At 71.1% G+C, this 22,860-nt stretch carries 23 protein-coding genes; 6 read left to right on the top strand and 17 right to left on the bottom strand.

Going from position 1 to position 22,860, the window contains the following annotated elements; translation table 11 throughout:
- The 7 genes from era to IW248_RS32550 all read right to left on the bottom strand — a co-directional run bounded on the left by era (position 1) and on the right by IW248_RS32550 (position 6,114).
- Positions 1–897 carry a GTPase Era gene (gene era, locus IW248_RS32580; RefSeq protein WP_124820457.1) on the bottom strand — a complete coding sequence of 299 codons (897 nt, stop codon included), beginning with the start codon at positions 895–897 and terminating at the stop codon, positions 1–3.
- A gap of 5 nt (positions 898–902) precedes the next feature.
- Positions 903–1,289 carry a cytidine deaminase-like protein gene (locus IW248_RS32575; protein WP_124820423.1) on the bottom strand — a complete coding sequence of 129 codons (387 nt, stop codon included), beginning with the start codon at positions 1,287–1,289 and terminating at the stop codon, positions 903–905.
- Positions 1,282–2,706, bottom strand: a complete 1,425-nt coding sequence (locus tag IW248_RS32570) for a hemolysin family protein (protein ID WP_196930460.1) — start codon at positions 2,704–2,706, stop codon at positions 1,282–1,284. The genes IW248_RS32575 and IW248_RS32570 overlap by 8 nt, the downstream gene beginning before the upstream one ends.
- Positions 2,682–3,155, bottom strand: coding sequence for an rRNA maturation RNase YbeY (gene ybeY, locus IW248_RS32565; protein WP_030336457.1), 474 nt, complete (start codon positions 3,153–3,155; stop codon positions 2,682–2,684). The genes IW248_RS32570 and ybeY overlap by 25 nt, the downstream gene beginning before the upstream one ends.
- A 15-nt stretch (positions 3,156–3,170) precedes the next feature.
- Positions 3,171–4,229, bottom strand: a complete 1,059-nt coding sequence (locus IW248_RS32560) for a PhoH family protein (protein ID WP_196929943.1) — start codon at positions 4,227–4,229, stop codon at positions 3,171–3,173.
- A gap of 131 nt (positions 4,230–4,360) precedes the next feature.
- A complete protein-coding gene (locus tag IW248_RS32555) occupies positions 4,361–5,758 on the bottom strand; it encodes a serine hydrolase domain-containing protein (protein ID WP_196929942.1) in 1,398 nt (465 codons plus the stop codon).
- Positions 5,755–6,114 carry a histidine triad nucleotide-binding protein gene (locus IW248_RS32550; protein WP_196929941.1) on the bottom strand — a complete coding sequence of 120 codons (360 nt, stop codon included), beginning with the start codon at positions 6,112–6,114 and terminating at the stop codon, positions 5,755–5,757. The genes IW248_RS32555 and IW248_RS32550 overlap by 4 nt, the downstream gene beginning before the upstream one ends.
- Positions 6,115–6,161: 47 nt before the next feature.
- Between IW248_RS32550 and IW248_RS32545 the strand changes: the two genes are divergently transcribed.
- Positions 6,162–6,923, top strand: a complete 762-nt coding sequence (locus IW248_RS32545) for an SDR family NAD(P)-dependent oxidoreductase (RefSeq protein ID WP_196929940.1) — start codon at positions 6,162–6,164, stop codon at positions 6,921–6,923.
- Positions 6,924–7,010: 87 nt separating this feature from the next.
- Here the strand turns inward: IW248_RS32545 and IW248_RS32540 are convergent, their stop codons facing one another.
- The 3 genes from IW248_RS32540 to hrcA all read right to left on the bottom strand — a co-directional run bounded on the left by IW248_RS32540 (position 7,011) and on the right by hrcA (position 9,990).
- Positions 7,011–7,745 carry a 16S rRNA (uracil(1498)-N(3))-methyltransferase gene (locus IW248_RS32540; protein WP_196929939.1) on the bottom strand — a complete coding sequence of 245 codons (735 nt, stop codon included), beginning with the start codon at positions 7,743–7,745 and terminating at the stop codon, positions 7,011–7,013.
- A gap of 1 nt (position 7,746) precedes the next feature.
- Positions 7,747–8,892, bottom strand: a complete 1,146-nt coding sequence (gene dnaJ / locus IW248_RS32535) for a molecular chaperone DnaJ (RefSeq protein ID WP_181518639.1) — start codon at positions 8,890–8,892, stop codon at positions 7,747–7,749.
- 75 nt (positions 8,893–8,967) lie between these two features.
- Positions 8,968–9,990 carry a heat-inducible transcriptional repressor HrcA gene (hrcA, locus tag IW248_RS32530; protein ID WP_112588271.1) on the bottom strand — a complete coding sequence of 341 codons (1,023 nt, stop codon included), beginning with the start codon at positions 9,988–9,990 and terminating at the stop codon, positions 8,968–8,970.
- Positions 9,991–10,215: 225 nt separating this feature from the next.
- Between hrcA and IW248_RS32525 the strand changes: the two genes are divergently transcribed.
- Positions 10,216–10,842 carry a DUF4870 domain-containing protein gene (locus IW248_RS32525; protein ID WP_196929938.1) on the top strand — a complete coding sequence of 209 codons (627 nt, stop codon included), beginning with the start codon at positions 10,216–10,218 and terminating at the stop codon, positions 10,840–10,842.
- A 67-nt stretch (positions 10,843–10,909) separates the two neighbouring features.
- On the opposite strand, the gene hemW is transcribed toward IW248_RS32525, so the two are convergent.
- Complete coding sequence (gene hemW, locus IW248_RS32520; RefSeq protein WP_196930459.1) at positions 10,910–12,133, bottom strand: radical SAM family heme chaperone HemW; 1,224 nt, start codon at positions 12,131–12,133, stop codon at positions 10,910–10,912.
- Between the two features lie 19 nt (positions 12,134–12,152).
- On the opposite strand from hemW, the gene IW248_RS32515 reads away from it, so the two are divergent.
- Positions 12,153–12,941, top strand: a complete 789-nt coding sequence (locus IW248_RS32515; RefSeq protein ID WP_196929937.1) for an enoyl-CoA hydratase-related protein — start codon at positions 12,153–12,155, stop codon at positions 12,939–12,941.
- A 42-nt stretch (positions 12,942–12,983) separates the two neighbouring features.
- Here IW248_RS32515 and IW248_RS32510 read toward each other — a convergent pair whose 3' ends face one another.
- Positions 12,984–13,748 carry an SDR family NAD(P)-dependent oxidoreductase gene (locus IW248_RS32510; protein ID WP_196929936.1) on the bottom strand — a complete coding sequence of 255 codons (765 nt, stop codon included), beginning with the start codon at positions 13,746–13,748 and terminating at the stop codon, positions 12,984–12,986.
- Positions 13,749–14,068: 320 nt separating this feature from the next.
- Between IW248_RS32510 and IW248_RS32505 the strand changes: the two genes are divergently transcribed.
- The 3 genes from IW248_RS32505 to IW248_RS32495 all read left to right on the top strand — a co-directional run bounded on the left by IW248_RS32505 (position 14,069) and on the right by IW248_RS32495 (position 17,422).
- Positions 14,069–14,929, top strand: a complete 861-nt coding sequence (locus IW248_RS32505) for a hypothetical protein (protein ID WP_196929935.1) — start codon at positions 14,069–14,071, stop codon at positions 14,927–14,929.
- A gap of 221 nt (positions 14,930–15,150) precedes the next feature.
- Positions 15,151–16,053, top strand: a complete 903-nt coding sequence (locus tag IW248_RS32500; RefSeq protein ID WP_124820442.1) for a phytanoyl-CoA dioxygenase family protein — start codon at positions 15,151–15,153, stop codon at positions 16,051–16,053.
- A 181-nt stretch (positions 16,054–16,234) separates the two neighbouring features.
- Positions 16,235–17,422, top strand: coding sequence for a low temperature requirement protein A (locus tag IW248_RS32495; protein ID WP_196929934.1), 1,188 nt, complete (start codon positions 16,235–16,237; stop codon positions 17,420–17,422).
- 27 nt (positions 17,423–17,449) lie between these two features.
- Here the strand turns inward: IW248_RS32495 and IW248_RS32490 are convergent, their stop codons facing one another.
- From IW248_RS32490 to IW248_RS32470, 5 genes are all read right to left on the bottom strand, one after another.
- A complete protein-coding gene (locus IW248_RS32490; protein ID WP_196929933.1) occupies positions 17,450–18,643 on the bottom strand; it encodes a low temperature requirement protein A in 1,194 nt (397 codons plus the stop codon).
- Between the two features lie 157 nt (positions 18,644–18,800).
- Entirely contained in the window at positions 18,801–19,436 is a 636-nt protein-coding gene (locus IW248_RS32485; RefSeq protein ID WP_124820446.1) for an MOSC domain-containing protein, read from the bottom strand.
- 112 nt (positions 19,437–19,548) lie between these two features.
- Positions 19,549–20,379: a carbohydrate ABC transporter permease gene (locus IW248_RS32480; protein ID WP_196929932.1), complete on the bottom strand. Its 831-nt coding sequence runs from the start codon at positions 20,377–20,379 to the stop codon at positions 19,549–19,551.
- Positions 20,376–21,362: a carbohydrate ABC transporter permease gene (locus IW248_RS33355; RefSeq protein WP_196929931.1), complete on the bottom strand. Its 987-nt coding sequence runs from the start codon at positions 21,360–21,362 to the stop codon at positions 20,376–20,378. Before IW248_RS33355 ends, IW248_RS32480 begins: the two co-directional genes overlap by 4 nt.
- The gene (locus tag IW248_RS32470) at positions 21,359–22,645 is read right to left on the bottom strand and encodes a sugar ABC transporter substrate-binding protein (RefSeq protein WP_196929930.1); all 1,287 of its coding nucleotides are present in this window, start codon (positions 22,643–22,645) and stop codon (positions 21,359–21,361) included. The genes IW248_RS33355 and IW248_RS32470 overlap by 4 nt, the downstream gene beginning before the upstream one ends.
- Positions 22,646–22,860 lie beyond the last annotated feature (215 nt).

Here is a 22,860-nt window from a genome sequence, read left to right as displayed (position 1 = left end):
TCAGAAGCCCAGCTTGCGCAGTTGCCTCGGGTCGCGCTGCCAATCCTTCGCGACGCGCACGTGCAGGTCGAGGTAGACCCGGCCGCCGAGCAGTTCCTCGATCTGCTTGCGGGCCTGGGTGCCGACCTCCTTGAGCCGACTCGCCTTGTGCCCGAGGACGATCGCCTTCTGGCTGGGCCGCTCCACGTACAGGTCGGCGTAGATCTTCATGACCTGACCCTCGGGGATCATCTCCTCCACCACCACGGCGATGGAGTGCGGCAGCTCGTCGCGGACCCCCTCCAGGGCGGCCTCCCGGATCAGCTCGGCGACCAGCACCTGCTCGGGGTCGTCGGTGAGCATGTCGTCCGGGTAGAGCTGCGGCGACGGCGGTAGGTACTTGGTCATCACCTCGACGAGCGTGTCCACCTGGTGGCCGGACACGGCGCTCACCGGCACGATCTCGGCGAACTCCCCCATCTTGCTGACCGCGAGCAGTTGCTCCGCCAGGCGGCGCTTGTCCACCAGGTCGGTCTTGGTGACCACCGCCAGCACTGTCGCCTTCAACTCGGCCAGCTCGCCGGTGATGAACCGGTCACCGCGCCCCACCGGCTCGTCGGCCGGGATGCACAGGCCGATCACGTCGACCTCGGTCCAGGTGGACCGGACCAGGTCGTTGAGACGTTCGCCGAGCAGCGTACGGGGACGGTGCAGGCCCGGCGTGTCGACGAGAACCAGCTGCGACTCCGGTCGGTGCAGCACCGCCCGGATGACGTGCCGGGTGGTCTGCGGCTTGTTCGAGGTGATGGCGATCTTGGTGCCGATGATGGCGTTGGTCAGCGTCGACTTGCCGGCGTTGGGACGACCGACGAAGCAGCCGAACCCGGCCCGGTACGGTCGCGCCTCCGGGTCCTGCACCGGGCTCACTGGGTCACCGTGCCGAGGACCGTGCCGTCCGGAGCGGCCACGTGGACCGGGGCGTCCGCCGCGAGGTCCCGCACCGCCGCGTGCCCGGCACCGTCCAGCGTCGACGCCTCGGTCACGACCGCCGCGGCCTCCAGCCGACTCGCCCCCGCCGCCACGGCCGAAGCGACCGCCAACTGCAACGCGGTGAGCGTCAGCGACGGCAGCGCGACACTGGCCGCCGCGTACGTCCGGCCGTCCTGGTCACGGACCGCGGCGCCCTCCACGGCGCCGACCCGCGCGCGGGCTCCCCGGGCCAGGACGACGAGCTTGCCGTCCTCGGCGCTCAGAGCGCCCGACGCGGTGGGGGTGGGCCGGGCGGCAGGCGCGGCGGGTGTGTCAGGCATCGGCGGATTGCCTCTCGTCGTCTCGATAGTTGTCCGTGTCGTCCCCGGGGCCGGCGTGCTCGCCGCGCCCCGCGGTGTCCTGCTCATGGCCCGGCTCCACCCGGCTGACCAGGACGGTGTCGATCCGGTTGCGCCGGCCGGTGGTGCCCTCGGCGACCAGGCGGAGACCGGCGACCTCGGCCTCGGCGCCCGGGATCGGCACCCTCCCCAGCGACTGGGCGAGCAGGCCGCCGACCGTCTCCACCTCGTCGGTGGGCAGGTCGGTGTCGAACATCTCGCCGAGGTTCTCCACCGGCAGGCGAGCGGTCACCCGCACCGAGGAGTCCGCCAGACGTTCGACGGGCGGGCGCTCGACATCGTACTCGTCGGTGATTTCACCGACGATCTCCTCCAGGATGTCCTCGATGGTGACCAGACCGCCGGTGCCGCCGTACTCGTCGACCACGATGACCAGGTGGTTGCGGGCCGCCTGCATCTCGGACAGCAGGTCGTCGACCGGCTTGGACTCCGGTACGAAGGTCGCCGGGCGCATCAGCTCGGCCACCGGCAACTGCTCGGCCCTCGGGTCCCCGCCACGGGAGCGCCGGATCAGGTCCTTGAGGTAGAGCACACCCAGCACGTCGTCGACGCTCTCGCCGATCACCGGGATGCGGGAGAAACCGGACCGCAGGAAGAGCGCCAGCGCCTGCGCGAGCGTCTTGCCCTCCTCGATCCACACCATCTCGGTACGCGGCACCATCACCTCACGGGCGATGGTGTCCCCCAGCGCGAAGACGGAGTGGATCATCTGGCGCTCGCCGTGCTCGACCACGCCGCGCTGCTCGGCCAGGTCGACAAGCTCCCGCAGCTCCACCTGAGTGGCGAACGGGCCTTCCCGGAAGCCGCGCCCCGGGGTGACCGCGTTGCCGATCAGGATCAGCAACGACGCGAGCGGGTTGAGCGCCCGGCCCAACCAGCGGACCAACGGCGCCACCGCACGACCCACGGCGTAGGCGTGCTGCCGGCCGATGGTGCGCGGGGCGACGCCCACCACCACGAAGCTGACCACTGTCATCGCGCCGGCGGTCACCAGCGCGGCTCGCCAGCCGGCGCCGAAGCTGTCCACCGCCACGAGCGCCACCAGCGTGGTGGCGGTCAGCTCGGCGAGCAGCCGCAACAGCAGAAGCAGGTTGAGGTGCCGGACGACGTCACCGGCGACGACCTGGAGGGTACGGGCGCCGCGCACGCCGTCGCGGGCGAGCTCGGCGGCTCGGGCCGGTGAGACCGCGGCGAGGGCCGCCTCGGTCATCGCGATCAGGCCGGCCAACACCACAAGGCCGGCCGCGAAGACGATCAGCTGGAAGTCGGGAAGGCCGGCGGTGGCGCCGGCCGCGAGTAACGGAGGTGTGGACATCACTGGGTGCGGGTCGACCGCCAGCTCGCCAGCAGTCGGGCCTGGAGTGCGAACATCTCCCGCTCCTCCTCCGGCTCCGCGTGGTCGTAACCGAGCAGGTGCAGCACCCCGTGCACGGTGAGCAGGTGCAGCTCGTCGGCCGACGCGTGCCCGGCGGTCGCCGCCTGCTTGGCCGCCACCTCCGGGCAGAGCACGATGTCGCCGAGCAGGGCGGGCTCGCCGCCGGCCGGTGCGGACTCACCCGGACCGTGGTCGACGCTGCCCTCGTCCATGGGGAACGCGAGCACGTCGGTCGGGCCGTCGCCACCCATCCAGCGGTGGTTCAGCTCGGTCATGTAGTCGATGTCGACCAGCAGCACGGACAGCTCGGCGAGGGGGTTGACCCCCATCTCGTCGAGGGCGTGCCGGGCGACGGCGAGCACGGCGTCGGTGTCGACGTCGACACCGGACTCGTTGGCGATCTCGATGGACAACTGCTTTCCTCTGCTTTAGCGGCGGCGGCCGGCCCGGCCGCCCTGGGCGGGTCGCCCAGGCACGGCGTGAACGCCCTGCGCCTGCTGGTTCTCCCGCTCGGCGTCCCAGCGGGCGTACGCGTCGACGATCTCCCCGACCAGCTGGTGGCGGACCACGTCGGAGCTGGACAACTGGGAGAAGTGCACATCCTCGACGTTTTCCAGGATCTCCCGAACCACCCGCAGGCCGCTGCTCGTCCCGCCGGGAAGGTCCACCTGGGTGATGTCACCGGTGACGACGATCTTGGAGTTGAAGCCGAGTCGGGTGAGGAACATCTTCATCTGCTCGGGCGTCGTGTTCTGCGCCTCGTCCAGGATGATGAACGCGTCAGAGAGCGTACGGCCCCGCATGTAGGCCAGCGGGGCGACCTCGATCGTCCCCTGGGCCATCAGCTTCGGGATCGTCTCCGGGTCGAGCATCTCGTGCAGCGCGTCGTAGAGCGGGCGCAGGTACGGGTCGATCTTGTCGTTGAGCGTGCCGGGCAGGAAGCCCAGTCGCTCGCCCGCCTCGACCGCCGGCCGGGTGAGGATGATCCGGTTGACCTGCTTGGCCTGCAACGCCTGGACGGCCTTCGCCATCGCCAGGTAGGTCTTTCCGGTGCCGGCCGGGCCGATGCCGAAGACGATGGTGTGGGTGTCGATCGCGTCGACGTACTTCTTCTGCCCGAGTGTCTTGGGGCGGATGGTGCGCCCGCGCCGGGAGAGGATGTTGAGTGTCAGGACCTCGGCGGGCCGCTCGGCGCTGCCCTCTTCGAGCATGCCGACGGTACGCCGGACGGCGTCACTGGTCAGGGTCTCGCCTTTCTCGATGAGTTCGAGGAGCTCGCTGAAGACCCGCTCGGCGAGGGCATTGTCCGCAGGGTCACCGGTGATGGTGATCTCGTTGCCGCGGACGTGCACGTCACTGGTGACCGAGCGTTCGACGAGTCTGAGGATCTCGTCGCCTGCGCCGAGCAGATTGACCATGATCTTCGGGTCGGGCACGGTGATCTTGGTCTGCACCCGGGGCGGGCCGGGAGGTGGGGTGCCGGTCATAGGTTGGGCCGAAGGGCCCTGCGCCACCTGCTCTCGATCTCGGCGCCGGCCTGCTGGCCTGGCGTGCGGACGTTACACCCATCGTATCGGTTCAACGCCTGCCGCATCTCGCCCATTTCCGCTGGCCGCGATCAACTCCCGGCCCGGAAGTCGTACCTGTCGAAGGTCTCCTGGTGGCGGGTGAACCGGTACGTCGCCCAGTGCATCCGGACCACCGCGCCGGCCTCGTCCCGGGTCAGCCGCAGCAGCTCGCCGACCTCCCGACCGGAGACCACGCGGAACACGTCCGGCTGGTCCGGCGACGGGGTGAAGATCGCCGGCGGCCGTCCGGCCGGGTCACCGACCCCGCGCGCCCGCAGGGTGCCGTCGTGCCAGGAGAAGACGTACTCGGAGCCCTCGCCCCACCAACGGCCGAGCGCACCCCGCAGGGTCGCCGGCGCGGGTGCGCCGGGTCGCCAGGGCTCGATCTCGGCCGGGTCGTGCTCGACCGCCGCGGCGAGCAACCGGTGCGACAGGTCGAACAGTTCGGTCGCCGTGCCGGACGAGCCGAGCACGGCGGCGCCCATCGCGCCGGCCGTGCCGTCGCCTCCGCGGCGGCCGTACACCCCGGCGAGGAATCCGGGCATCGCCCCGTCGTGTCCCACGTGCATCACCCGTTCCCCCTGTGGGATCAGGATCAGCCCGAGCCCGAAGCCCGCGCCCCAGAGCGTCTCGTCGGTGGTGGTCAGCGGCCAGCGCATCTCGTCCAGGGTGGCCGGGGCGAGGACCGCGCCGGCCGGGTCCAGCGCCGCCGGGTCGGCCAGGAACGCCGCCCAGCGGGCCATGTCGGTCGCTGTGCTCCAGAGCTGGGCGGCCGGGCCGACCGCGCCGAAGTCGGTCGGCGGCTCCGGGTGCGCCTCGTCGGAGTACGCGTCGACCAGGAAACCGGTCGCCGCCGTCGGCCGTGGGGTCACTGTGGTGTCGGTCAGCCCCAGCGGCGTCAGGATCCGCTCGGTGAGTGCCTGGGCCCAGCCTCCGCCGCGGAGCCGGCCGACGAGTTGGCCGAGCACGGCCACACCCAGGTTGGAGTAGTGGAACCGCCGGCCGGTCGGCAGCACCCGCTCGGCCCGGTCCAGCTCCGCGACCAGTTGGTCGGCGTCCGGTACGCGCAGACTGTCCCAGATATCGCCGAACGGCTCACGTTGCAGGCCAGCGGTGTGCGACAGCAACCGGCGTACGGTCAGCTCGCCGTGCGCCGGGAGGTCCAGGTGCCGGCCCACCGGGTCGTCCAGGTCCAGCAGGCCGTCGTCGCGGCACTGCAGGACCAGCACCGCGGTGAACGTCTTGGTGACCGAGCCGATCCGGAACTGGGTGCCCGGCCCCAACGGGCTGTCGGTGCCGGTCGCACCGACGGTGCAGCTCCAGAGCGGCCGGTCGGCCCGGTGCAGCGCCGCCGACACCGCCGGCACCCGGGCTTCGGCCTGCACCCGCCGGACCAACCGCCCCAGGTGCTCATCCGCCCGGACGTCGGGCGCCGCACCTAGGGTCACGCGAGGTTCCGGGCGAGCATCGGGCCGAGCGGCGCACCACCGAGCAGGTGCGCGTGCGCGTGGAACACCTCCTGCCCGCCGTACGCGCCGGTGTTGAACATCAGCCGGAAACCGTCGCCGAGCAGGCCCTCGTCCTCGGCCACGGCGGCGGCCGTCGCCAGCACGTCGGCGGCCAGCGCCGGGTCACCCTGGGCGAGGGTGGCGACGTCGGCGTAGTGCTCCTTCGGAATGACCAGGACGTGCACCGGCGCCTTCGGATCGATGTCGCGGAAGGCGAGGGTGGTGTCGGTCTCCCGGACCACTGTGGCCGGGATCTCCCCGGCGACGATGCGGCAGAACAGGCAGTCGGATCCCATCGGGGCAGTGTAAGGACACCGGGTGCGGCTGAGGCAGGATGGCCGGCATGACGGATCGGGCGGTACTGGTGACCGGGGCCTCGCGCGGGATCGGCCGCGCGGTGGCGAAGGCGTTCGCGGCCGGCGGCGACCGGGTGGCCATCCACCACCGCGACTCCGCCGACGCGGCCGAGGAGCTACGCGCGCAGCTGCCCGGCGACGGGCACGTGGTGGTCCGCGCCGACCTCACCGATCCGGACGCGGTCCGGGCCATGGTCGACCGGGCCGCCGAGCTGCTCGGCGGGTTGGACGTGCTCGTCAACAACGCCGGGACGTACGGCGACCGCGACGACCCGCACCCGATCTTCGGCACCTCGTACGAGCAGTGGCAGCAGCGCTGGCGGCAGGTGCTGGAGACCAACCTGACCGGCGCCGGCAACGTCACCTGGTGCGCCGCCCAGCACATGCGCGAACGCGGCGGGCGGATCGTCAACGTCTCGTCCCGTGGCGCGTTCCGCGGCGAGCCGGAGCAGCCGGCGTACGGCGCCAGCAAGGCGGGGCTGAACGCGCTGGGCCAGTCCCTCGCCGTGGCGCTCGCGCCGTACGGCATCACTGTCGCCACCGTCGCACCGGGCTTCGTGGCGACCGACATGACCACCGAGCACCTGCGCGGCGAGCGGGGCGCGGCCATCCGGGCGCAGAGCCCGTTCGACCGGGTGGGCCAACCGGAGGAGATCGCCGCCGCCGTGCACTGGCTGGCCTCACCACAGGCCGAATGGGCCTCCGGCACGATCGTCGACCTCAACGGCGCCTCCTACCTGCGCAGCTGAAGCCGACTCCGACAAGATCTTGGAAAGAAAGCGCCCCTGGAGGGGCCGTTTCCTTCCAAGATCTCGATGAGGACGCGCGGCGTGGGGCTACCAGCGGTTGAGGCGGGTGGCTAGCACGCTGAGGGCCGCCACCCCGGCGGTGGAGGTGCGCAGCACAGCCGGCCCGAGGCGTACGGGTCGCCCGCCGGCCTCGGCGAAGGCGGTCAGCTCGGCCGGGGCGATGCCACCCTCCGGGCCGACCACCAGGACGATCTCACCGGTGGAGGGCAGCTCGGCGGTGGTGAGCCGGTCTTCGGCCTCCTCGTGCAGCACGAACCCGGCGGCGGCACCGGCGATCCGGCGGGCCACAGTGGCTGTGGACTCGTCCGGCGCACCGGCCACCACCGGCAGCCACGGCCGGCGGGCCTGCTTGGCCGCCTCCCGGGCGGTGGCCACCCACTTCTCCCGGGCGCGTACGCCCCGGTCGCCGCGCCACTGGGCCACCGAACGTGAGGCCGCCCAGGGCACGATCTCGTCCACCCCGACCTCGGTCATCGCCTGCACGGCCAGCTCGCCCCGGTCGCCCTTGGCGATGCCCTGCACCACCGCGATCCGGGGGACCGGCGCGTCCGCGTACCCCCGGGAGGTGATGGTGACCTCAAGGGTGCCCCTGCCGACGGCCGTGACCACGGCGGCGGCCGTGCCACCCCGCCCGTCGGCGAGCAGCAACTCCTCGCCGACGCGCAGCCGCTGCACGGTGGCGGCGTGGTGCCCCTCCGGGCCGTCCAGGGTCAGCGCGTCGCCGGTGGGCAGCGCCTCGACCAGGAAGAGCGGAGCGGACACCTCAGGCGTGCCCGTTGAACGCGTCGCGCATCCGGGAGAAGAAGCCGCCCTGCTTGGACAGCTCGGCGACCTCCTCACCACGGGTCTTGGCGAAGTCGCGCAGCATCTTCTCCTGGTCCGGGTCGAGCTTGGTGGGAGTCCGCACGTCCAGGTGCACGTAGAGGTCGCCTCGGCCGGTGCCGCGCAGGTGCGGCACGCCCCGGGCGCGCAGTCGTAGCGTGCTGGCCGGCTGGGTGCCGGCCTTGACGTCGACGGTCTCCTCGCTGTCCAGCGTCTTGATGGTCAGCCGGGTGCCCAGCGCCGCCGCCGTCATCGGCACGGTGACCCGGCAGTGCAGGTCGTCGCCCTTGCGGGAGTACACGTCGTGCGGGCGCTCGTGGATCTCCACGTAGAGGTCACCGGCGGTGCCGCCACCGGGGCCGACCTCGCCCTGCTGGGCCAGCCGGATCCGCATGCCGTCCTCGACGCCGGCCGGGATCTTGACGGTCAGCGAGCGGCGGGTACGAACCCGACCGTCGCCGGCGCAGGTGGGGCAGGGGTGCGGGATGGTGGTGCCGTAGCCCTGGCACACGGTGCACGGCCGGGCGGAGACCACCTGGCCGAGGAAGGTGCGCTGCACCGACTGCACCTCGCCCCGGCCGCCGCACGCCTCGCAGGTCGCCAGGTGCGTGCCGGCGGCCGTGCCGGCGCCCGAGCAGGTGGTGCAGAGCACAGCGGTGTCAACGGTGATCGGGGCTTCCACGCCGAACGCCGTCTCGTGCAGGTCGAGTTCGAGTCGCAGGATCGCGTCGGCGCCCGGGCGGGTACGCGGCCGTGGGCCACGGGCGCCACCTCCCGCACCGCCGAAGAACGCGTCCATGATGTCCTGGAAACCGACGAACGGACCGGCGCCTCCGGGGCCGCCCGGACCTCCGGCGCCGCCGCCACCCGGGGCGAGCGGGTCGCCACCCAGGTCGACGATCTGCCGCTTCCGGTCGTCCGAGAGGACCTCGTACGCGGCGTTGATGTCCTTGAACTTCTCCTGAGCCTCCGGGTCCGGATTGACGTCCGGGTGGAACTGGCGCGCCAGCTTGCGGTAGGCGCGCTTGATCTCGTCATCGGAGGCTTCCCGGCTCACACCGAGAATGCCGTAGTAGTCCCTGGCCACTGCGTTCCGTGTCCTCATGTTCGTCTCGCGTTGCGCCGGTCGGCGGCCGCAGCCGGCCGCATCGGCCCTGACCAATCAGTTCTGGGCCAGCAACTCGCCCACGTAGCGTGCCACGGCGCGCACCGTGGCGATGTTGCCGGGGTAGTCCATCCGGGTGGGCCCCAGCACCCCCAGGCCGCCGACGATCGTGGCACCCGGGCCGTACCCGGTGCTGACCACCGAGGCGGCGCGCAGGTTGTCGAACTCGTTCTCGTCGCCGATCAGCACCCGGGTCGTGCTGGGCTCGGTCTCACCGATGAGCTTGAGCAGCACGACCTCCTCCTCCAGGGCCTCGAGGATCGGCCGCAGGGAGCCCTGGAAGTCGAGCAGGCCACCCCGGGTGAGGTTGGCGGTGCCGGCGAGCGCGATCCGTTCCTCGTGCCGCTCGACAAGTGTCTCCAGCAGGACGGTGGCGAGCGTGGTCATGGTCGGGCGCAGCCCGGTCGGCGCTTCCTCGACCAGCGCCTGCACCAACGGTGGCGTCTCGGACAGCCGGGCGTTGGCGAGCTTCTCGTTGATCAGTCGGCGCAGGTCGGTGACGTCGTCGGCGGGCACCGGGCCGGGCAGCTCCACGAGCCGCTGCTCCACCCGCCCGGTGTCCGCGATCATGACGAGCATCAGCCGGGTCGTGGAGATCGGCACCAGCTCCAGGTGACGCACCGAGGAACGGGCCAGGCTCGGGTACTGCACGACGGCGACCTGACGGGTCAGCTGGGCGAGCAGGCGAACCGTGCGGTGCACCACGTCGTCGAGGTCGACAGCACCGACCAGGAAGCGCTCGATGGCCCGGCGCTCGGCCGGGCTGAGCGGCTTGACCCGGGACAACCTGTCGACGAAGAGGCGGTAGCCGCGGTCGGTGGGCACCCGGCCGGCACTTGTGTGCGGCTGCCGGATGTAGCCCTCCTCCTCCAGCACGGCCATGTCGTTGCGGACCGTGGCCGGGGAGACCCCGAGCTGGTGCCGCTCGACCAGCGCCTTGCTGCCGACCGGCTCCTGGGTGGAGACGTAGTCTTCGACGATGGCGCGGAGCACTGCGAGTTTCCGGTCGTCGAGACCCATCCTCCGCACCTCCTGTCGCACGTCGGCCGCCGGCGCCGTGGGCCGGCCGGGCCGTCCTGGCACTCGACTGTAACGAGTGCCAGTCTACGTCGGCAGGCCCGCCGACGCGATGATCAACGACCACCTGTCGGTGCGGCCCATGCCACCCCATTGGGCTGATCGGCCCGCACGGCGGGGCGGTGTCGCTCTGGTGCGGCGTTGCCACCGGCCCTTACCGTGACATCCATGACTGAACCTCCTCGCCCTCCCGGGTCGGGCGACCCCGGCAACTACCCGCCGGAGCCCACCTCCCCAGGCCCGTTCCCGTCGTCCGAGCCGCCCACCGCACCACTGTCCGGGGCACCCGGCCCGGCCGGCTATCCCCCGGCCGGTGGCTATCCGCCGCCCACCGGTGACCAACCGCCGTCAGGCGGCTACCCTCCGGCAGGCGGCTATCCGCCGCCCGGGGGCTATCCCCCACCCGGCGGTTACCCGGCCGGTGGGGCATACGGCGGCCCCGGTGGCGGCTACGCCAACAACGAGGACAAGACCTGGTCGCTCGTCGCGCACTTCGGCGGCGCCCTCGGCGCGCTGGTCAGCTTCGGTCCGCTGGGCTTCGTCGCCCCGCTCATCGCCTACCTGACCCGCGGCCAGCAGTCGCCGACCGTCCGGGCGCAGGCCCTCGCCGCCCTGAACTTCCAGATCCTCTGGTCGGTCATCGCGTTCGTGCTGCTCTTCGTGAGCTGGTGCCTGCTCTTCCTGCCCAGCATCGCCGTCGTGGTGATCCAGATCCTGTTCGGGATCATCGCCGGCGTGAAGGCCAACGAGGGCACCCCGTACCGCTACCCGATGACTGCCAACTTCATCAAGTGAGCCGGGCCGGCCGCTCCCCCGGCCGGTCTGGAACACCGCTGCCCCCGGTCCGGGGGCAGCGGGCCACTCAGGGCAGCAGGTCGCGGACGACCGCGTCGGCGAGCAACCGCCCGCGCAGGGTGAGCACCGCCCGGCCGGCGGCGTACTCGTCGGCGGCCAGCAGCCCGTCGGCCAGCGCCCGCTCGGCGCCGGCCCGGCCGGTGGCGTCGAGCACCGCCAGCGGGAGGCCGCTGGCCAGCCGCAGCCGGAGCATCACGTCCTCCATGTGCGCCTCGTCGACAGTGAGCACCTCCCGGGCCAGCCCGGGAGACGCGCCGGCGGCCAACCGCTGGGCGTACGCCGAGGGGTGTTTCACGTTCCACCAGCGCACCCCACCGACGTGGCTGTGCGCCCCCGGCCCCAGCCCCCACCAGTCCGCGCCGGTCCAGTAGAGCAGGTTGTGCCGGCAGCGGGCCTCCTCGGTACTGGCCCAGTTGGAGACCTCGTACCAGGAGAGCCCGGCCGCGTCGAGCGCGGCCTCCGCGGCCAGGTAGCGGTCCGCGGCCACGTCGTCACTGGGGTACGCCAGCTCGCCGCGCCGCATCCGGGCCGCGAGCCGGGTGCCGTCCTCGACGATCAGGGCGTACGCGCTGACGTGGTCCACTCCGGCGGCCACGACCTGCTCCAGCGAGGCGGCGAAGTCCTCGGCCCGCTCCCCCGGGGTGCCGTAGATCAGATCCAGGTTGACGTGCTCGAACCCGGCGTCGCGCGCCTCCAGGGCGGCGGCGGTGGCCCGGCCGGCGCTGTGTTTGCGATCCAGGATCGCCAACACCCCCGGGGAGGCGGACTGCATGCCCAGCGAGATCCGGGTGTAGCCGGCGGCCCGCAGCAGCTTCAACGATTCCGGGGTGACCGACTCGGGGTTGGCCTCGGTGGTCACCTCGGCGTCGGCGGCCAGCCCCCAGGTGCGGTCGATGCCGTCGAGGATGCGGGCCAGGTCGTCGGCGGGGAGCAGGGTGGGCGTGCCCCCGCCGACGAAGACGGTGTCGACCCGGGGCGGCGGGTTGTCGCCGAGCACCCGGGCGGCCAGCGTCAGCTCGGCCAGGACGGTGTCGGCGTACCCCTCGCGGCTCGCGCCACCGCCCAGTTCGGAGGCGGTGTAGGTGTTGAAGTCGCAGTAGCCGCAGCGGCTCGCGCAGAACGGGACGTGCACGTACACGCCGAAGCCGCGCGCGCCGACCGCAGCGGTGGCGGTGGCGGGCAACGATCCGTCGACGGGGACGGTCTCACCATCTGGAAGGACGCCGGGCATGGCCACTAGTGTGCCCGGCATGACCTCTCCCGACGTCCTCGTGCGGGTCGCCACGGCCCGTGGGGTGACCACCCTCACCCTGAACAGCCCGCACAACCGCAACGCGCTCTCCACCGGCCTGATGACCCAACTGCTGGCCGGACTGGCGGACGCGGTGGCCGACGAGGCGGTCCGAGTGATCGTGCTCGACCACACCGGCCCGGTCTTCTGCTCCGGCGCGGACCTGAAGGAGACCGCCGCGGCGTACGCCAGCGGGACGGTGCCGGCCGGGATGCTGGGCGACGTGCTCGCGGCGCTCTGGGAGTGCCCGAAGCCGGTGCTGGCCCGGGTCGGCGGGCCGGCGCGGGCCGGTGGGCTGGGCCTGATCGCCGCCGCCGACCTGGCGGTCTGCGCCGACGAGGCGACCTTCGCATTCACCGAGGTACGCATCGGGGTGATCCCGGCGGTGATCTCGGCGACCGTGCTGCCCCGGCTGCACCCCCGCGCCGCCGCCGAGCTGTACCTGACCGGGGACACCTTCGACGGTCGCCGCGCCGCCGAGATCGGCCTGGTCACGGCCTCGGTCCCGGCGGACGGGCTGGACGACGCGGTACGGGGCTACTGCGACTCGTTGGTGCGCGGGGCACCTGGGGCGTTGGCCGGCGCGAAGGAGTTGCTGCGCCGACCAGGTACCGCCGAGTTGCGCGCCGACCTGGCCCGGCTGTCCGCCGTCTCGACCGGCTACTTCCTGTCCGACGAGGGGCGCGAAGGGGTCACCGCGTTCCGCGAACGTCGACCCGCGCGCTGGGTGCCCGCTATCGACGGCTGACGGCCGGGGCGCCACCGGGAGCGGCGGCGCCCCAAGGCCGGGTCACCAGGCGGTCGCGCCGCCGTCGACCGGGTAGTTCGCCCCGGTGATGTACGACGCCCGGTCGGACGCGAGGAAGACCACCAGCTCGACGACCTCCTCGGGACGCGCGAAGCGCTTGAGGAGCGTCTTGGCGGTGATGGCGTCCCGCGCCTCCTGGTTGTCACCGAGGTCGCGTTCGCTGGCCGGGGTGAGGGTGGGCCCGGGGCTGACCGCCACCGCGCGGATCCCGTGGGGCGCGCCTTCGAGCGCGAGCTGTCGCGTCATGCCGATGATGCCGGCGTTCGCGGCGGTGTGACCGACCATCGGCGGGACGTGGCCGCCGATCATCCCGGCCATGGAGGCGGCGCTGATGATGACGCCGCCACCGCGCCGGACCAGGTGCGGCCAGGCGAACTTCGACACGAAGTACGGAATGTCGAGTTCGCCGGTGATGGTGTAGCGCCAGTCCCGCACCGAGAAGTCGGGCATCGGGCCGAAGCGGAGCGCGGCCGCGTTGTTGTAGACCACGTCGAGCCCGCCGTAGGCGGCGGCAGCGTCGTCGACGAGCTTGCGTACCTGCTCGGGGTCGGTGAGGTCGACCGGCGCGATGCCGGTCATCTCCCCGCCGGCGCGGCGGACGAGTTCGACAGTCTCGTCGTTACCGGCGACCTGGAGGTCGGCCCCGACGACCTTCGCGCCCTCGCGTGCGAAGGTCAGCGCCGCGACGCGGCCCAGACCACCGCCGGTGCCGGTGATCAGCACGACCTTGCCATCGAGCGTTCCCATGGAAGTCCTCCTCGTTCGGGACCAACGCGCCCGGCTATGGGTGGTAGGTCGGATTGACATGTCAACAGGGCTAAGTCCTTGACCGGTCAATCGCTTCCCGTTACGGCTTACCGGGTGACGCTCACGACAGCCCTGCGCCGGGCCGGAGACAGAACGCGGCGGCAGGTGAGATCGCGACCGGAGCGGGAACGTCGCCAACCGGCACGCGACAGCGGAGCTGACCCCGAACTGGTCGGAGTCGGCCACGGTGGGCCCGAACCGCTCGGACGACCCGGAGACGCCCTGCGGGGACGTACGCTTGGCAGACTGTCGATCTGGGGGTGTGGGTGCGAACTCGGGCAACCGTGGCGGGTGGAGTGGTGCTCATCCTCGTCGCCGTGATCGCGATCTGGCTCGTCGTACGGCAGGTCGGCGACAACCTCACGTTGCCGCTGGTGGCACGGAAGTGCACAGTGCAGGCCGACGGAAGGGTCGCGCTGGACGCCGACCAGATGGCCAACGCGGCGACCATCGCGGCGATCGGCGCGAAGCGCGGAATGCCCGAGCGGGCCGTCGTGGTCGCGCTCGCCACCGCCTACCAGGAGTCCGGGCTGCGCAACCTCGCCGACGGTGACCGCGACTCGGTCGGCCTGTTCCAGCAGCGACCGAGCCAGGGCTGGGGCACCCCGGCGCAGATCCGCGACCCGCGCTACGCGGCCAACCGGTTCTACGCGGCGCTCAAGAAGGTGCGCGGCTGGGAGAAGATGCGCGTCACCGATGCCGCCCAGCGGGTGCAGCGCTCGGCGTTCCCCGAGGCGTACCAGAAGTGGGCCGACGACTCCGAGGTGCTCAGCCGGGCCCTGATGGGCGACGCAAGCGGCGCGGTCGCCTGCACGGTGGGGCGCACCCCGGTGATGCACGGCGCGGCGGCGGCCGCGCAACTTACCCGCAACCTCGTGCTGGACTGGGGGTTGAAGGGCACCGACCCGACCAACCCGACCGGGTTGGCGGTGACTCCGGGCGACCAACGCGACGGCTGGCGCTATGCGCACTGGCTGGTGTCGCACGCCCAGGACCACGGTGTGAAGCGGGTCCGCTTCGGCGACCTGGAGTGGACCGCCCGCGGCGGCTCGTGGGACCGGGTGGACGGCCCGCAGAGCCCCGCCGGCCAGGTCGTGGCCGAGGTGTTCAACGAGGGTTGACCGACCCGGATCTCTTAACCGGCAGTCACCGCACAATCGGGCAATGAACATCAAATCGAGCTATTGATCACCTCGATCTCACTCTGTGCGTTTCTCTCGCTGCGTGGGGTCCCACTGCGGCCAAATCCCGCACCACGCCCTCCCCGACGCCTGGACCACCGCGTTACGATCGGCGGCCTGTGCCAGAAAAGGTTTCACCTCATGGGGAGGGGTACGACGCGGTGTTCGATTACGGCGACCGGACCGGTTACGAACCGATCAGCGACACTGACCGCAAGGAGTTCCACGAGCAGGGCTTCCTCCTGCTGCGCAACGTCCTGACGGAGGACCACCGGGCGGCGCTGGAGGCGGCGGTCGACCGCGTCTACGCGGAGGAGCAGGCGAAGGGCACCACCAAGAAGGACGGCACCCTGCACCTGCTGGGCTTCCTGGAGCGCGACGAGCTCTTCGGTGAGCTGCTGACCCACCCGATCGCCTTCCCGTACATGTGGGGGCTGGCCGGCTGGAACATCTACACCCACCACAACCACCTGGACGTGACCCCTCCGGCCGCCGAGCCGGAGAAGCCGTACTGGGGTTGGCACCAGGACGGGTACCGGCAGAACTCCGACCCGGAGACGATGGACCCAAACCTGCCCCGGCCGATGTTCTCGCTGAAGGTCGCGTACGTGCTGTCGGATCTCTCCGAGACCGGCCGCGGCGCTACCAAGGTCATCCCGGGCAGCCACCTGAAGAACTCGCTGCCCCGGCCGGCGGACCTCACGGTGCAGAACCCCGACCCGGAGGGCACGGTGGAGATCACCGCCAACCCGGGCGACGCCTTCATCTTCGACCGTCGGCAGTGGCACTCCCGGTCGACGAACCTGTCGACAATCACCCGCAAGATGCTCTTCGTCGGCTACACCTACCGGTGGATCCGTCCGCTGGACGAGCTGCACCCCGACCTGAACGGCGAGTGGTACCGCAACCGCACCCCCGTGCAGCGCCAGCTGATCGGTGAGGGCACCCACACCGCCAACTACTGGGGCATCAACTGGGACGGGTACGTCGACGACGAGATCCCGCTGCGCAAGGAGCTCAAGGAGCGCGGTCTGCTCGACCGCAACATCCCCTGGCTCCGCTGATCCCCTGCTCGTAGAACGGCCCTCTGCCACCGCTGAACGATGGCAGGGGGCCGTTCCACGTCCGCTCCCGGAGAGCGCGTTACGGGCCACCGGCCACCGCACTGTCGGTAGCGTGGCGGGTGCGCGGAGTTGGGCGCGGCGCCGCCGTCCAGGGCGCGGGGTGGCACAGGAGGCAGCCGCAGTGACGTCCGCTCCGCTCCCCCGGATCCTCCGCCGCCGCGGCGAGCCGGAGTACCCGACCTTCCTGGAACTCTTCTTCGACCTGATCTACATCTTCATGTTCTCCCGGCTCGCCGCCAGCCTGGCCGAGCACCTCACCGTCCGGGGTGCGGCGCAGACCGCCGTCCTGCTGCTGGCCGCCTGGTGGGTCTGGGTCCTGACCGCGTGGCTCACCGACCTGTTCAACCCCCGACTGCCGATCATCCAGGCGACCGTCCTGCTGGTCATGCTCGGCACCCTGCTGATGGCGATCGCGACGCCGTACGCCTTCGGCCGTTACGGGTGGCTCTTCGTCGCGGCGTACTTCGGCATTCACCTGGTCCGGGACGCCGTCCTGATCCCCGGCACCCGAGTGAACCGGCCGATCCAGGCCAGGAGCATCCGGGTGTTCTTCTGGTTCGGCGTCACCGTGACACCCTGGGTGGCCGGAGTGTTCGTGGACGAGACCGCTCGACTGGTGCTCTGGTCGCTCGCGGTGGCAGTCGACCTCGGCTCGGCCCGGGCCGGCTGGCCGACGCCGGGGCTGGGGCGCACCGAGCTCGCCAGCCAGATCTTCACCGGGGTGCATCTCTCCGAGCGGCACCGGGCGATCTTCATCGTCGCGCTCGGCGAGTTGATCCTGAGCACCGGCACGGGGCTGGCCGGCAGCGGATTCACGGCCGGCGCGGTGGCCACCGCCGCTGTCGCGTTCGTCAGCGCGGTCCTGCTGTTCCAGCTCTACTTCCAGCGGGTCCAGCGGATCCTGGCGCCACCTAGCGTCGCATCTGTAGAACGGGTCCGCTCCGGCACCTCCACCTCGTACAGCCATCTGGTCATGGTCGCCGGGGTGGTGTTGGTCTCGACCAGCACCTCGATAATCATCGACCGGCCGTCCGGCCACGACCCGGTCGAGCTGATGGTCGCCACCCTCGGCGGACCGATCCTGTTCCTGCTCGGCAGCGTCCTGTTCGATGCCGTGGTGACCGGCCGGATCCTCTGGTCCCGGGTGCTGGCGATCGTGGCGTTGTGTGCCCTGATGGCACCCGCCACACTCCTGCTCCCGCCCCTGACCGGCCTGGTGTTGGCGAACCTGGTCCTGCTGATCACTCTGGTCGGGGAAGGGCTGGCCGCGCGCGGCCGCCCGGTCGGGGCCACCGCGCCAGCACGATGAAGGGCCGTCCGCGAGGGTCGTACCGAGTCAGCGCAGCATCGGCGGCGCCGGCGTACGTGCGTGTTGCCGGGTGCTCACCAGGTTCGCCGCGGCGATCAGCGCCAGCACTGTCATGGCGAGCAGCGCGACAAGCACCGGCGGCAGCAGGGGCGTGGCCGGCGCCACGCACGCCAGCAGCACCAGCCCGGCCGACCGGGACCGCGAGATTCGCCCGAACACGGTGAAGTCGAGTACGCCCCGACCGACCAGGTACAACGCGGGACCACCGAGGATTACCGCAGCCCACGACGGCGGGGTCTCGCCCCATGGGCGGCTCACCACGAGGTGACTGGTGACCGCCGCGCCGACGATTCCGGCCACCATGATCAGATGGGTGACCGCGGCGGACTGGGTGAGCAGCCCCGGGTTGGACGACCGGGCGATCGCCTCGGTCAGCAGCTCACCCGCCCGGTAGATGTAGATCCGCCACATCAGCACCACCGTGCCGAACACCACCGCCAGCGCCCAGGCCCGTTCCATCGTGTACTCGCTCATGCTGAAGGTCGTTCCGGTCACGAAGATCGAGACACCGAGCGCGACGATGACGAACTGCCGGTAACGCTCGGCCACCCGTCCCCCGGCCAGCCGCCAGTCGCGCGCTCGTGAGTGCCCGATCCTCGGCACCGGCCAGCCGAACCCGGCCGCCGAGTATTCGACGACGACCGCGAGGGCCCAGATCGGCAACTGGCCCGAGCCTCCGACGAGCGCCCCACCGATCCAGCCGACACCGGCGACGCCCTCCCAGATCTGGATCCGGATGATGCTGGGAAGCAGGGTCCTGCTCGGGGCGACAAGGGAGTAGTAGACGGAGGTGCTGGCGTGGATGAGCACGTACGTGACCGCGAAGAGCAGCGCGTGATCGCCATACGCATCGGCCGCGGCCGCGGCCAACAGCAGGCTGGCCGCCGCCACCCAGATGAGCTGCCCTTGCCCGGACGGGCGTTCCAGGTCGAGGCTGTCCGCCCCCCACACGGTCAACGCCCAGATCATCGTGAACGCGAGCAGCAGCACCAGCGTCTCGGCGGCGCCGGTCCAGGTCAGGTTCTCGGCCAACGTGGTCGCCAAGGTGACAAGCGCGAAGACGTAGACCAGGTCGAAGAAGAGTTCCAGGAACGCCGGACGCTTGAAGTCCGGATCGGTGGGTGACGCCGCTGCGGCACCGCCCTCCGTTGCCATCGACATCGCGCTCCACCCGGTCCCCGCCGCACGCCCCCGTTGGGGACAATACGGGCAAGTCCGCCGCCCGGCCCGACGTTCCTGGAGGGCCGCCTGCCGGGTGGGCAGCCCTCTCCGCCCCGTCGAGGACGTCCTGGTGCGCTGAGCGTCGCGTCGGTGACGGTCAGCGCCTCAGCCGCCGGCGGACCTTCTCCCGGATCGGCTCCGGCAGGCCCTCCGCGTCGAGCAGCCGAGGCAACAACTCCGGCTCCAGGCTGGTCGCCCGGAACACCTCGCCGATGGTCACACCGTGCGCGGGTCGGTCCACCACCTCGACCGGGTCGCCCGCGCCGACCTCCCCCTCGCGCAGAACCCGCAGGTAGGCCCCGGGCGACGCCCGGACCGTGAACCGCTTGATCAGATCCGGTACGCCCCAGAACCCGGCGAAGGTGGTGCAGGGGGTGCGCGGCTTGGTGACCTGGAGCAGGGCCGACCCGACCTGCCACTGCTCGCCGATCACCGCGCCCGTCACGTCGACCGCGTAGGTGGTCAGGTTCTCGCCGAAGCCGCCGGGCGGGATGGCGCGGCCCAGTTCGGCCACCCACCAGGCGGCGTCCTCCTCGGCGTAGGCGTAGACCGCCTGGTCAGGACCACCGTGATGGGCCCGCTCGCCGATGAAGTCGCCCGCCAGGCCGCCGGTGAGCAGCGACACCGGGCCGTCGACCGGCCGCTTGTCGATGCCGCTGCGGCCGCTCGCGTCGCCCGCCCACCCCGCCTCGGTCACGATGCCGAGGTTCACCGCTGCCACCCTGCCCGTCATGACCGTCAGCCTAGCGGCGGCCCGACGCCGCTCAGCCCGTCCGGCGCGGGGGGTCGGCACCGGCATCAGCGGTCCGCGCGTAGGCCCGCGCGGGCGTCGGGCCGTCCTGGGGTCAGCCCTTGACGGCGCCGGCCACCAGGCCGGAGACCATCCGACGCTGCACCAGCAGGAAGAAGATGATGACCGGCAGGGTGAACAGGGTGGACGCGGCCATCACCGGGCCCCAGTTGGTGTCGTCCCGACCGAAGAAGAAGGTCATCGCGACCGGCAGGGTGTAGCTGCCCTGGTCGTTGATGAACGTCAACGCGAAGATCAGCTCGTTCCACGCCGTGATGAAGGAGAAGATGCTGGTGGCCACCAGGCCGGGGGCGACCAGCGGGAAGAGCACCCGGCGGAAGGTCTGGGCCCGGCTGGCCCCGTCGATCGCCGCCGCCTCCTCCAGTTCCTTCGGCACCGCGGCGACGAAGCCGCGCAGCATCCAGACCGCGAACGGCAGCGAGAAACCGAGGTACGTGAGGATCAGGCTGGGCAGGGTGTTGTAGAGCCCCAGCCGCTGGATCATCAGGAACAGCGGGATGACCAACGCCTCCAGCGGGATCATCTGCACCACCAGCAGCATGATCAGGAAGCTGGTCCGCAGCCGGAACCGGAACCGGGCCACCGCTGTCGCGGCGAGCAACGCCACCAGACCGCTGAGCACCACAGTGGAGACGGCCACCAGCGCGCTGTTGAGGAAGAAATCGAGGAAGCTGACGCCGGGGATCAGGTTGCCGGTCAGGATCTCCCGGTAGTGCGTCAACGTCGGATGGGTGGGCACCGGCTGCGGGGTGGCCGAGAAGATCTCGTTGCTCGGCTTCAACGAGGTGGAGATCATCCAGTAGACCGGGAACGCCGCGAAGAGCGCGACCAGCAGCCCGGCGCCGTTGAGAGCGACCTTCTTCACGACTCGTCCTCCTGCCTGAGCACCATCCGTACGTAGAAGCCGGTGACCACGAGCAGGATCAGCGTGAGGATCACCGCGATGGCCGCGCCGAGCCCGTACTTCGGCGGCGGAGAGAAGGCTTCGGCGTACGAGTAGATGGCGAGCATGAACGTCGGCCGGTCCTGGGTGCCGCCGGCCAGCACGAACTGCTGGGTGAAGACCTTGAAGTCCCAGATCGTGGAGAGCACGATCAGGATTCCGAAGACCGGGCGCAGCAACGGGAAGGTGATCTTCCAGAAGACCCGCCACGGGCTGGCGCCGTCCACCCGGGCCGCCTCGTGCAGCTCACTCGGCACGCTCTTGAGACCGGCCAGCACACTCACCGCGATGAACGGGAACGAGTGCCAGACCACCACCAGGGTGAGGATGGCGAAGAAGAGCAGAGGCGAGTTGAACCAGCCGTAGCCGGTCCAGTCGCTGCGCCCGAACAGGCCGTTCGAGAGCCCGTCCGGCAACGCGTTGAACAGCCACGTGACCAGGCCGCTCGTGTCGTCGAAGATCCACTTCCAGACGATGGTGCCGGTCAGCGCGGGCGTGGCCCAGGCGAGCATCACGCAGCTGGCCACGAACGTCGCCATCTTGCGACCGAGCCGGTTGAGCAGCAACCCCACCAGGGTGCCGAGCACCATCGTGAGCAGCACGTTCGCCGCGGCGAACAGAACCGTGTTGCGCAGCACGGTCAGGAAGAACGGGTCGGAGAGGATGTCGGTGTAGTTGCCGAGCCCCACCCACGGCCAGTCGCGATCGCCGCGCAGTTGCCGGACGCTGTTCAGCCGGTAGAAGGACATCACCACCACCTGGCCGAGCGGCCAGAGCAGCAGCACCCCGATGATCAGCAGGGCGGGCAGGAGCAGCAGGTAGGGCAGGCGGTCCACCCGGCGACGCCGCCGCACGGGGGTCTCCCGCGCGACGGCCGTCTCCGGGTTTTTGGTCTGTGAGCTCACTTGCTGTTCAAGATGCCTTCCATCTCACCGGCCGCGTCGGCGGTAGCCTTCTCGACCGTCTTCTGACCCTTCATGACCGAGCTGTTCATCGCCTGGGTCACCGTCTTCGTCCGGCTGACCTCCACCCACTTCGGGGTGAGCGGCGTGAGCTTGGTGTTCTGCATGGTGGTGGCGAACGCCGCCATCACCTTGTCGTTCGCGTACGCGTCACCAGAGACCAGATCCTGGTAGACGGGGAAGAAGCCGAGGCTGCTCGCGAAGCTCTGCGCGTTCTTCTTGTTCAGCAGCACGGTCAGGTAGTCCCAGGCAAGGTCCTGCCGCTCGCTGTCCTTCCAGATCGCCACGTCCGAGCCGCCCGCGAAACCGGGCGCCGCCTTGCCGTCCGGGCTGGGGATCGGGAACGTACCCCAGACCTTCTCGATCTCGGGGTTGTCCTTCTTGATGGCGCCCTGCTGCCAGCTACCGGCGAAGGCCATCGCGGCCTTGCCGGTGGCGAACTGGGTACGCGCGTCGATCTCGTTCCAACCCGCGGCGGCCGGCGGTGCGACCTTGTGCACGGTCACCAGGTCGGTCCAGAACTTGACGGCCCGCTGCGCCTCGGGCGTGGTGTAGCCGGACTTCCAGGTGCCGCCCTGGTTGCTGGCGATCTCGCCGCCCGCGCCCCAGAGGAAGGAGTAGAAGGGCAGCTCGGAGTTGCCGGGCAGCGCGATGCCGTAGGTGCCCTTCTTCTTCGCCTGCACCGCCTTGGCCACCGTGACCAGGTCGTCCCAGGTCTTCGGGGGCTGCACGCCGGCCTCGGCGAACCAGTCGGTGCGGTAGTAGATGGCGCGCACACCCGCGTACCAGGGCACGCCGTACTGCTTGCCGTCGAGCTGCGCGTTGCGCACCAGGTCAGGCAGCAGATCCTTGCCGTCGGCCCAGCCACCCATCCGACCACTCACGTCGGCGAGCGCCTCCTGGGCGGCCCAACCCTGGGTCTCGGTGTTGCCCAGTTCGGTGATGTCCGGCCCCTCACCGCCGGCGAGCGCGGCCTGGAACTTCTTGGGCGCCTCCAACCAGGGGATGTACTGCACGACCACGTCGGTGTCGGGGTGCTTCTGGCGGAACTCGGCCTCGACCCCGTCGAGGAAGGAGTTCTGCGCGTCCCCGCCCTCGCCCATCATCCAGACCGTGAGCTTGCTGTCGTCGGCCGCGTCGTCGCCGGAGCCTCCACAACCGGTCAGCACCATCGCGGCCGAGGCCACCATGGCAGTGACCGGGGCCAGCCGCTTCCACCTGTTCACGCCACTTCTCCCCTCGCGCCGCCTGGAACTAACCTTCTCCGCCGCACCCTAGTACGGAGAATTCCTTTACGACAGTGGGCGGGACTGGCCGAAGCCTGGCGACCGTACCGCAGGGGCCCGACGACAGGCGCTCCAGCATCGGGCCAAAGCCGGGCACTTCAGCACGAAAGAGCGCCCGGCTCTCGGCCGGGCGCTCTTTCCAGTCGTGCAGTCCT

The sequence above is a fragment of the Micromonospora ureilytica genome (genome assembly GCF_015751765.1).
In the GTDB taxonomy this organism is placed as follows: domain Bacteria; phylum Actinomycetota; class Actinomycetes; order Mycobacteriales; family Micromonosporaceae; genus Micromonospora; species Micromonospora ureilytica.
This window is presented reverse-complemented; position numbering and strand designations above follow the sequence as displayed.

What these genes read in the sequence shown, in the direction of transcription:
- IW248_RS32575 (WP_124820423.1), bottom strand. Translation starts at nt 1,289, where the DNA reads ATGCCTGACACACCCGCCGCGCCTGCCGCCCGGCCCACCCCCACCGCG.
- IW248_RS32560 (WP_196929943.1), bottom strand. Translation starts at nt 4,229, where the DNA reads ATGACCGGCACCCCACCTCCCGGCCCGCCCCGGGTGCAGACCAAGATC.
- IW248_RS32550 (WP_196929941.1), bottom strand. Translation starts at nt 6,114, where the DNA reads ATGGGATCCGACTGCCTGTTCTGCCGCATCGTCGCCGGGGAGATCCCG.
- IW248_RS32545 (WP_196929940.1), top strand. Translation starts at nt 6,162, where the DNA reads ATGACGGATCGGGCGGTACTGGTGACCGGGGCCTCGCGCGGGATCGGC.
- hrcA (WP_112588271.1), bottom strand. Translation starts at nt 9,990, where the DNA reads ATGGGTCTCGACGACCGGAAACTCGCAGTGCTCCGCGCCATCGTCGAA.
- IW248_RS32525 (WP_196929938.1), top strand. Translation starts at nt 10,216, where the DNA reads ATGACTGAACCTCCTCGCCCTCCCGGGTCGGGCGACCCCGGCAACTAC.
- hemW (WP_196930459.1), bottom strand. Translation starts at nt 12,133, where the DNA reads ATGCCCGGCGTCCTTCCAGATGGTGAGACCGTCCCCGTCGACGGATCG.
- IW248_RS32515 (WP_196929937.1), top strand. Translation starts at nt 12,153, where the DNA reads ATGACCTCTCCCGACGTCCTCGTGCGGGTCGCCACGGCCCGTGGGGTG.
- IW248_RS32510 (WP_196929936.1), bottom strand. Translation starts at nt 13,748, where the DNA reads ATGGGAACGCTCGATGGCAAGGTCGTGCTGATCACCGGCACCGGCGGT.
- IW248_RS32490 (WP_196929933.1), bottom strand. Translation starts at nt 18,643, where the DNA reads ATGTCGATGGCAACGGAGGGCGGTGCCGCAGCGGCGTCACCCACCGAT.
- IW248_RS32485 (WP_124820446.1), bottom strand. Translation starts at nt 19,436, where the DNA reads ATGACGGGCAGGGTGGCAGCGGTGAACCTCGGCATCGTGACCGAGGCG.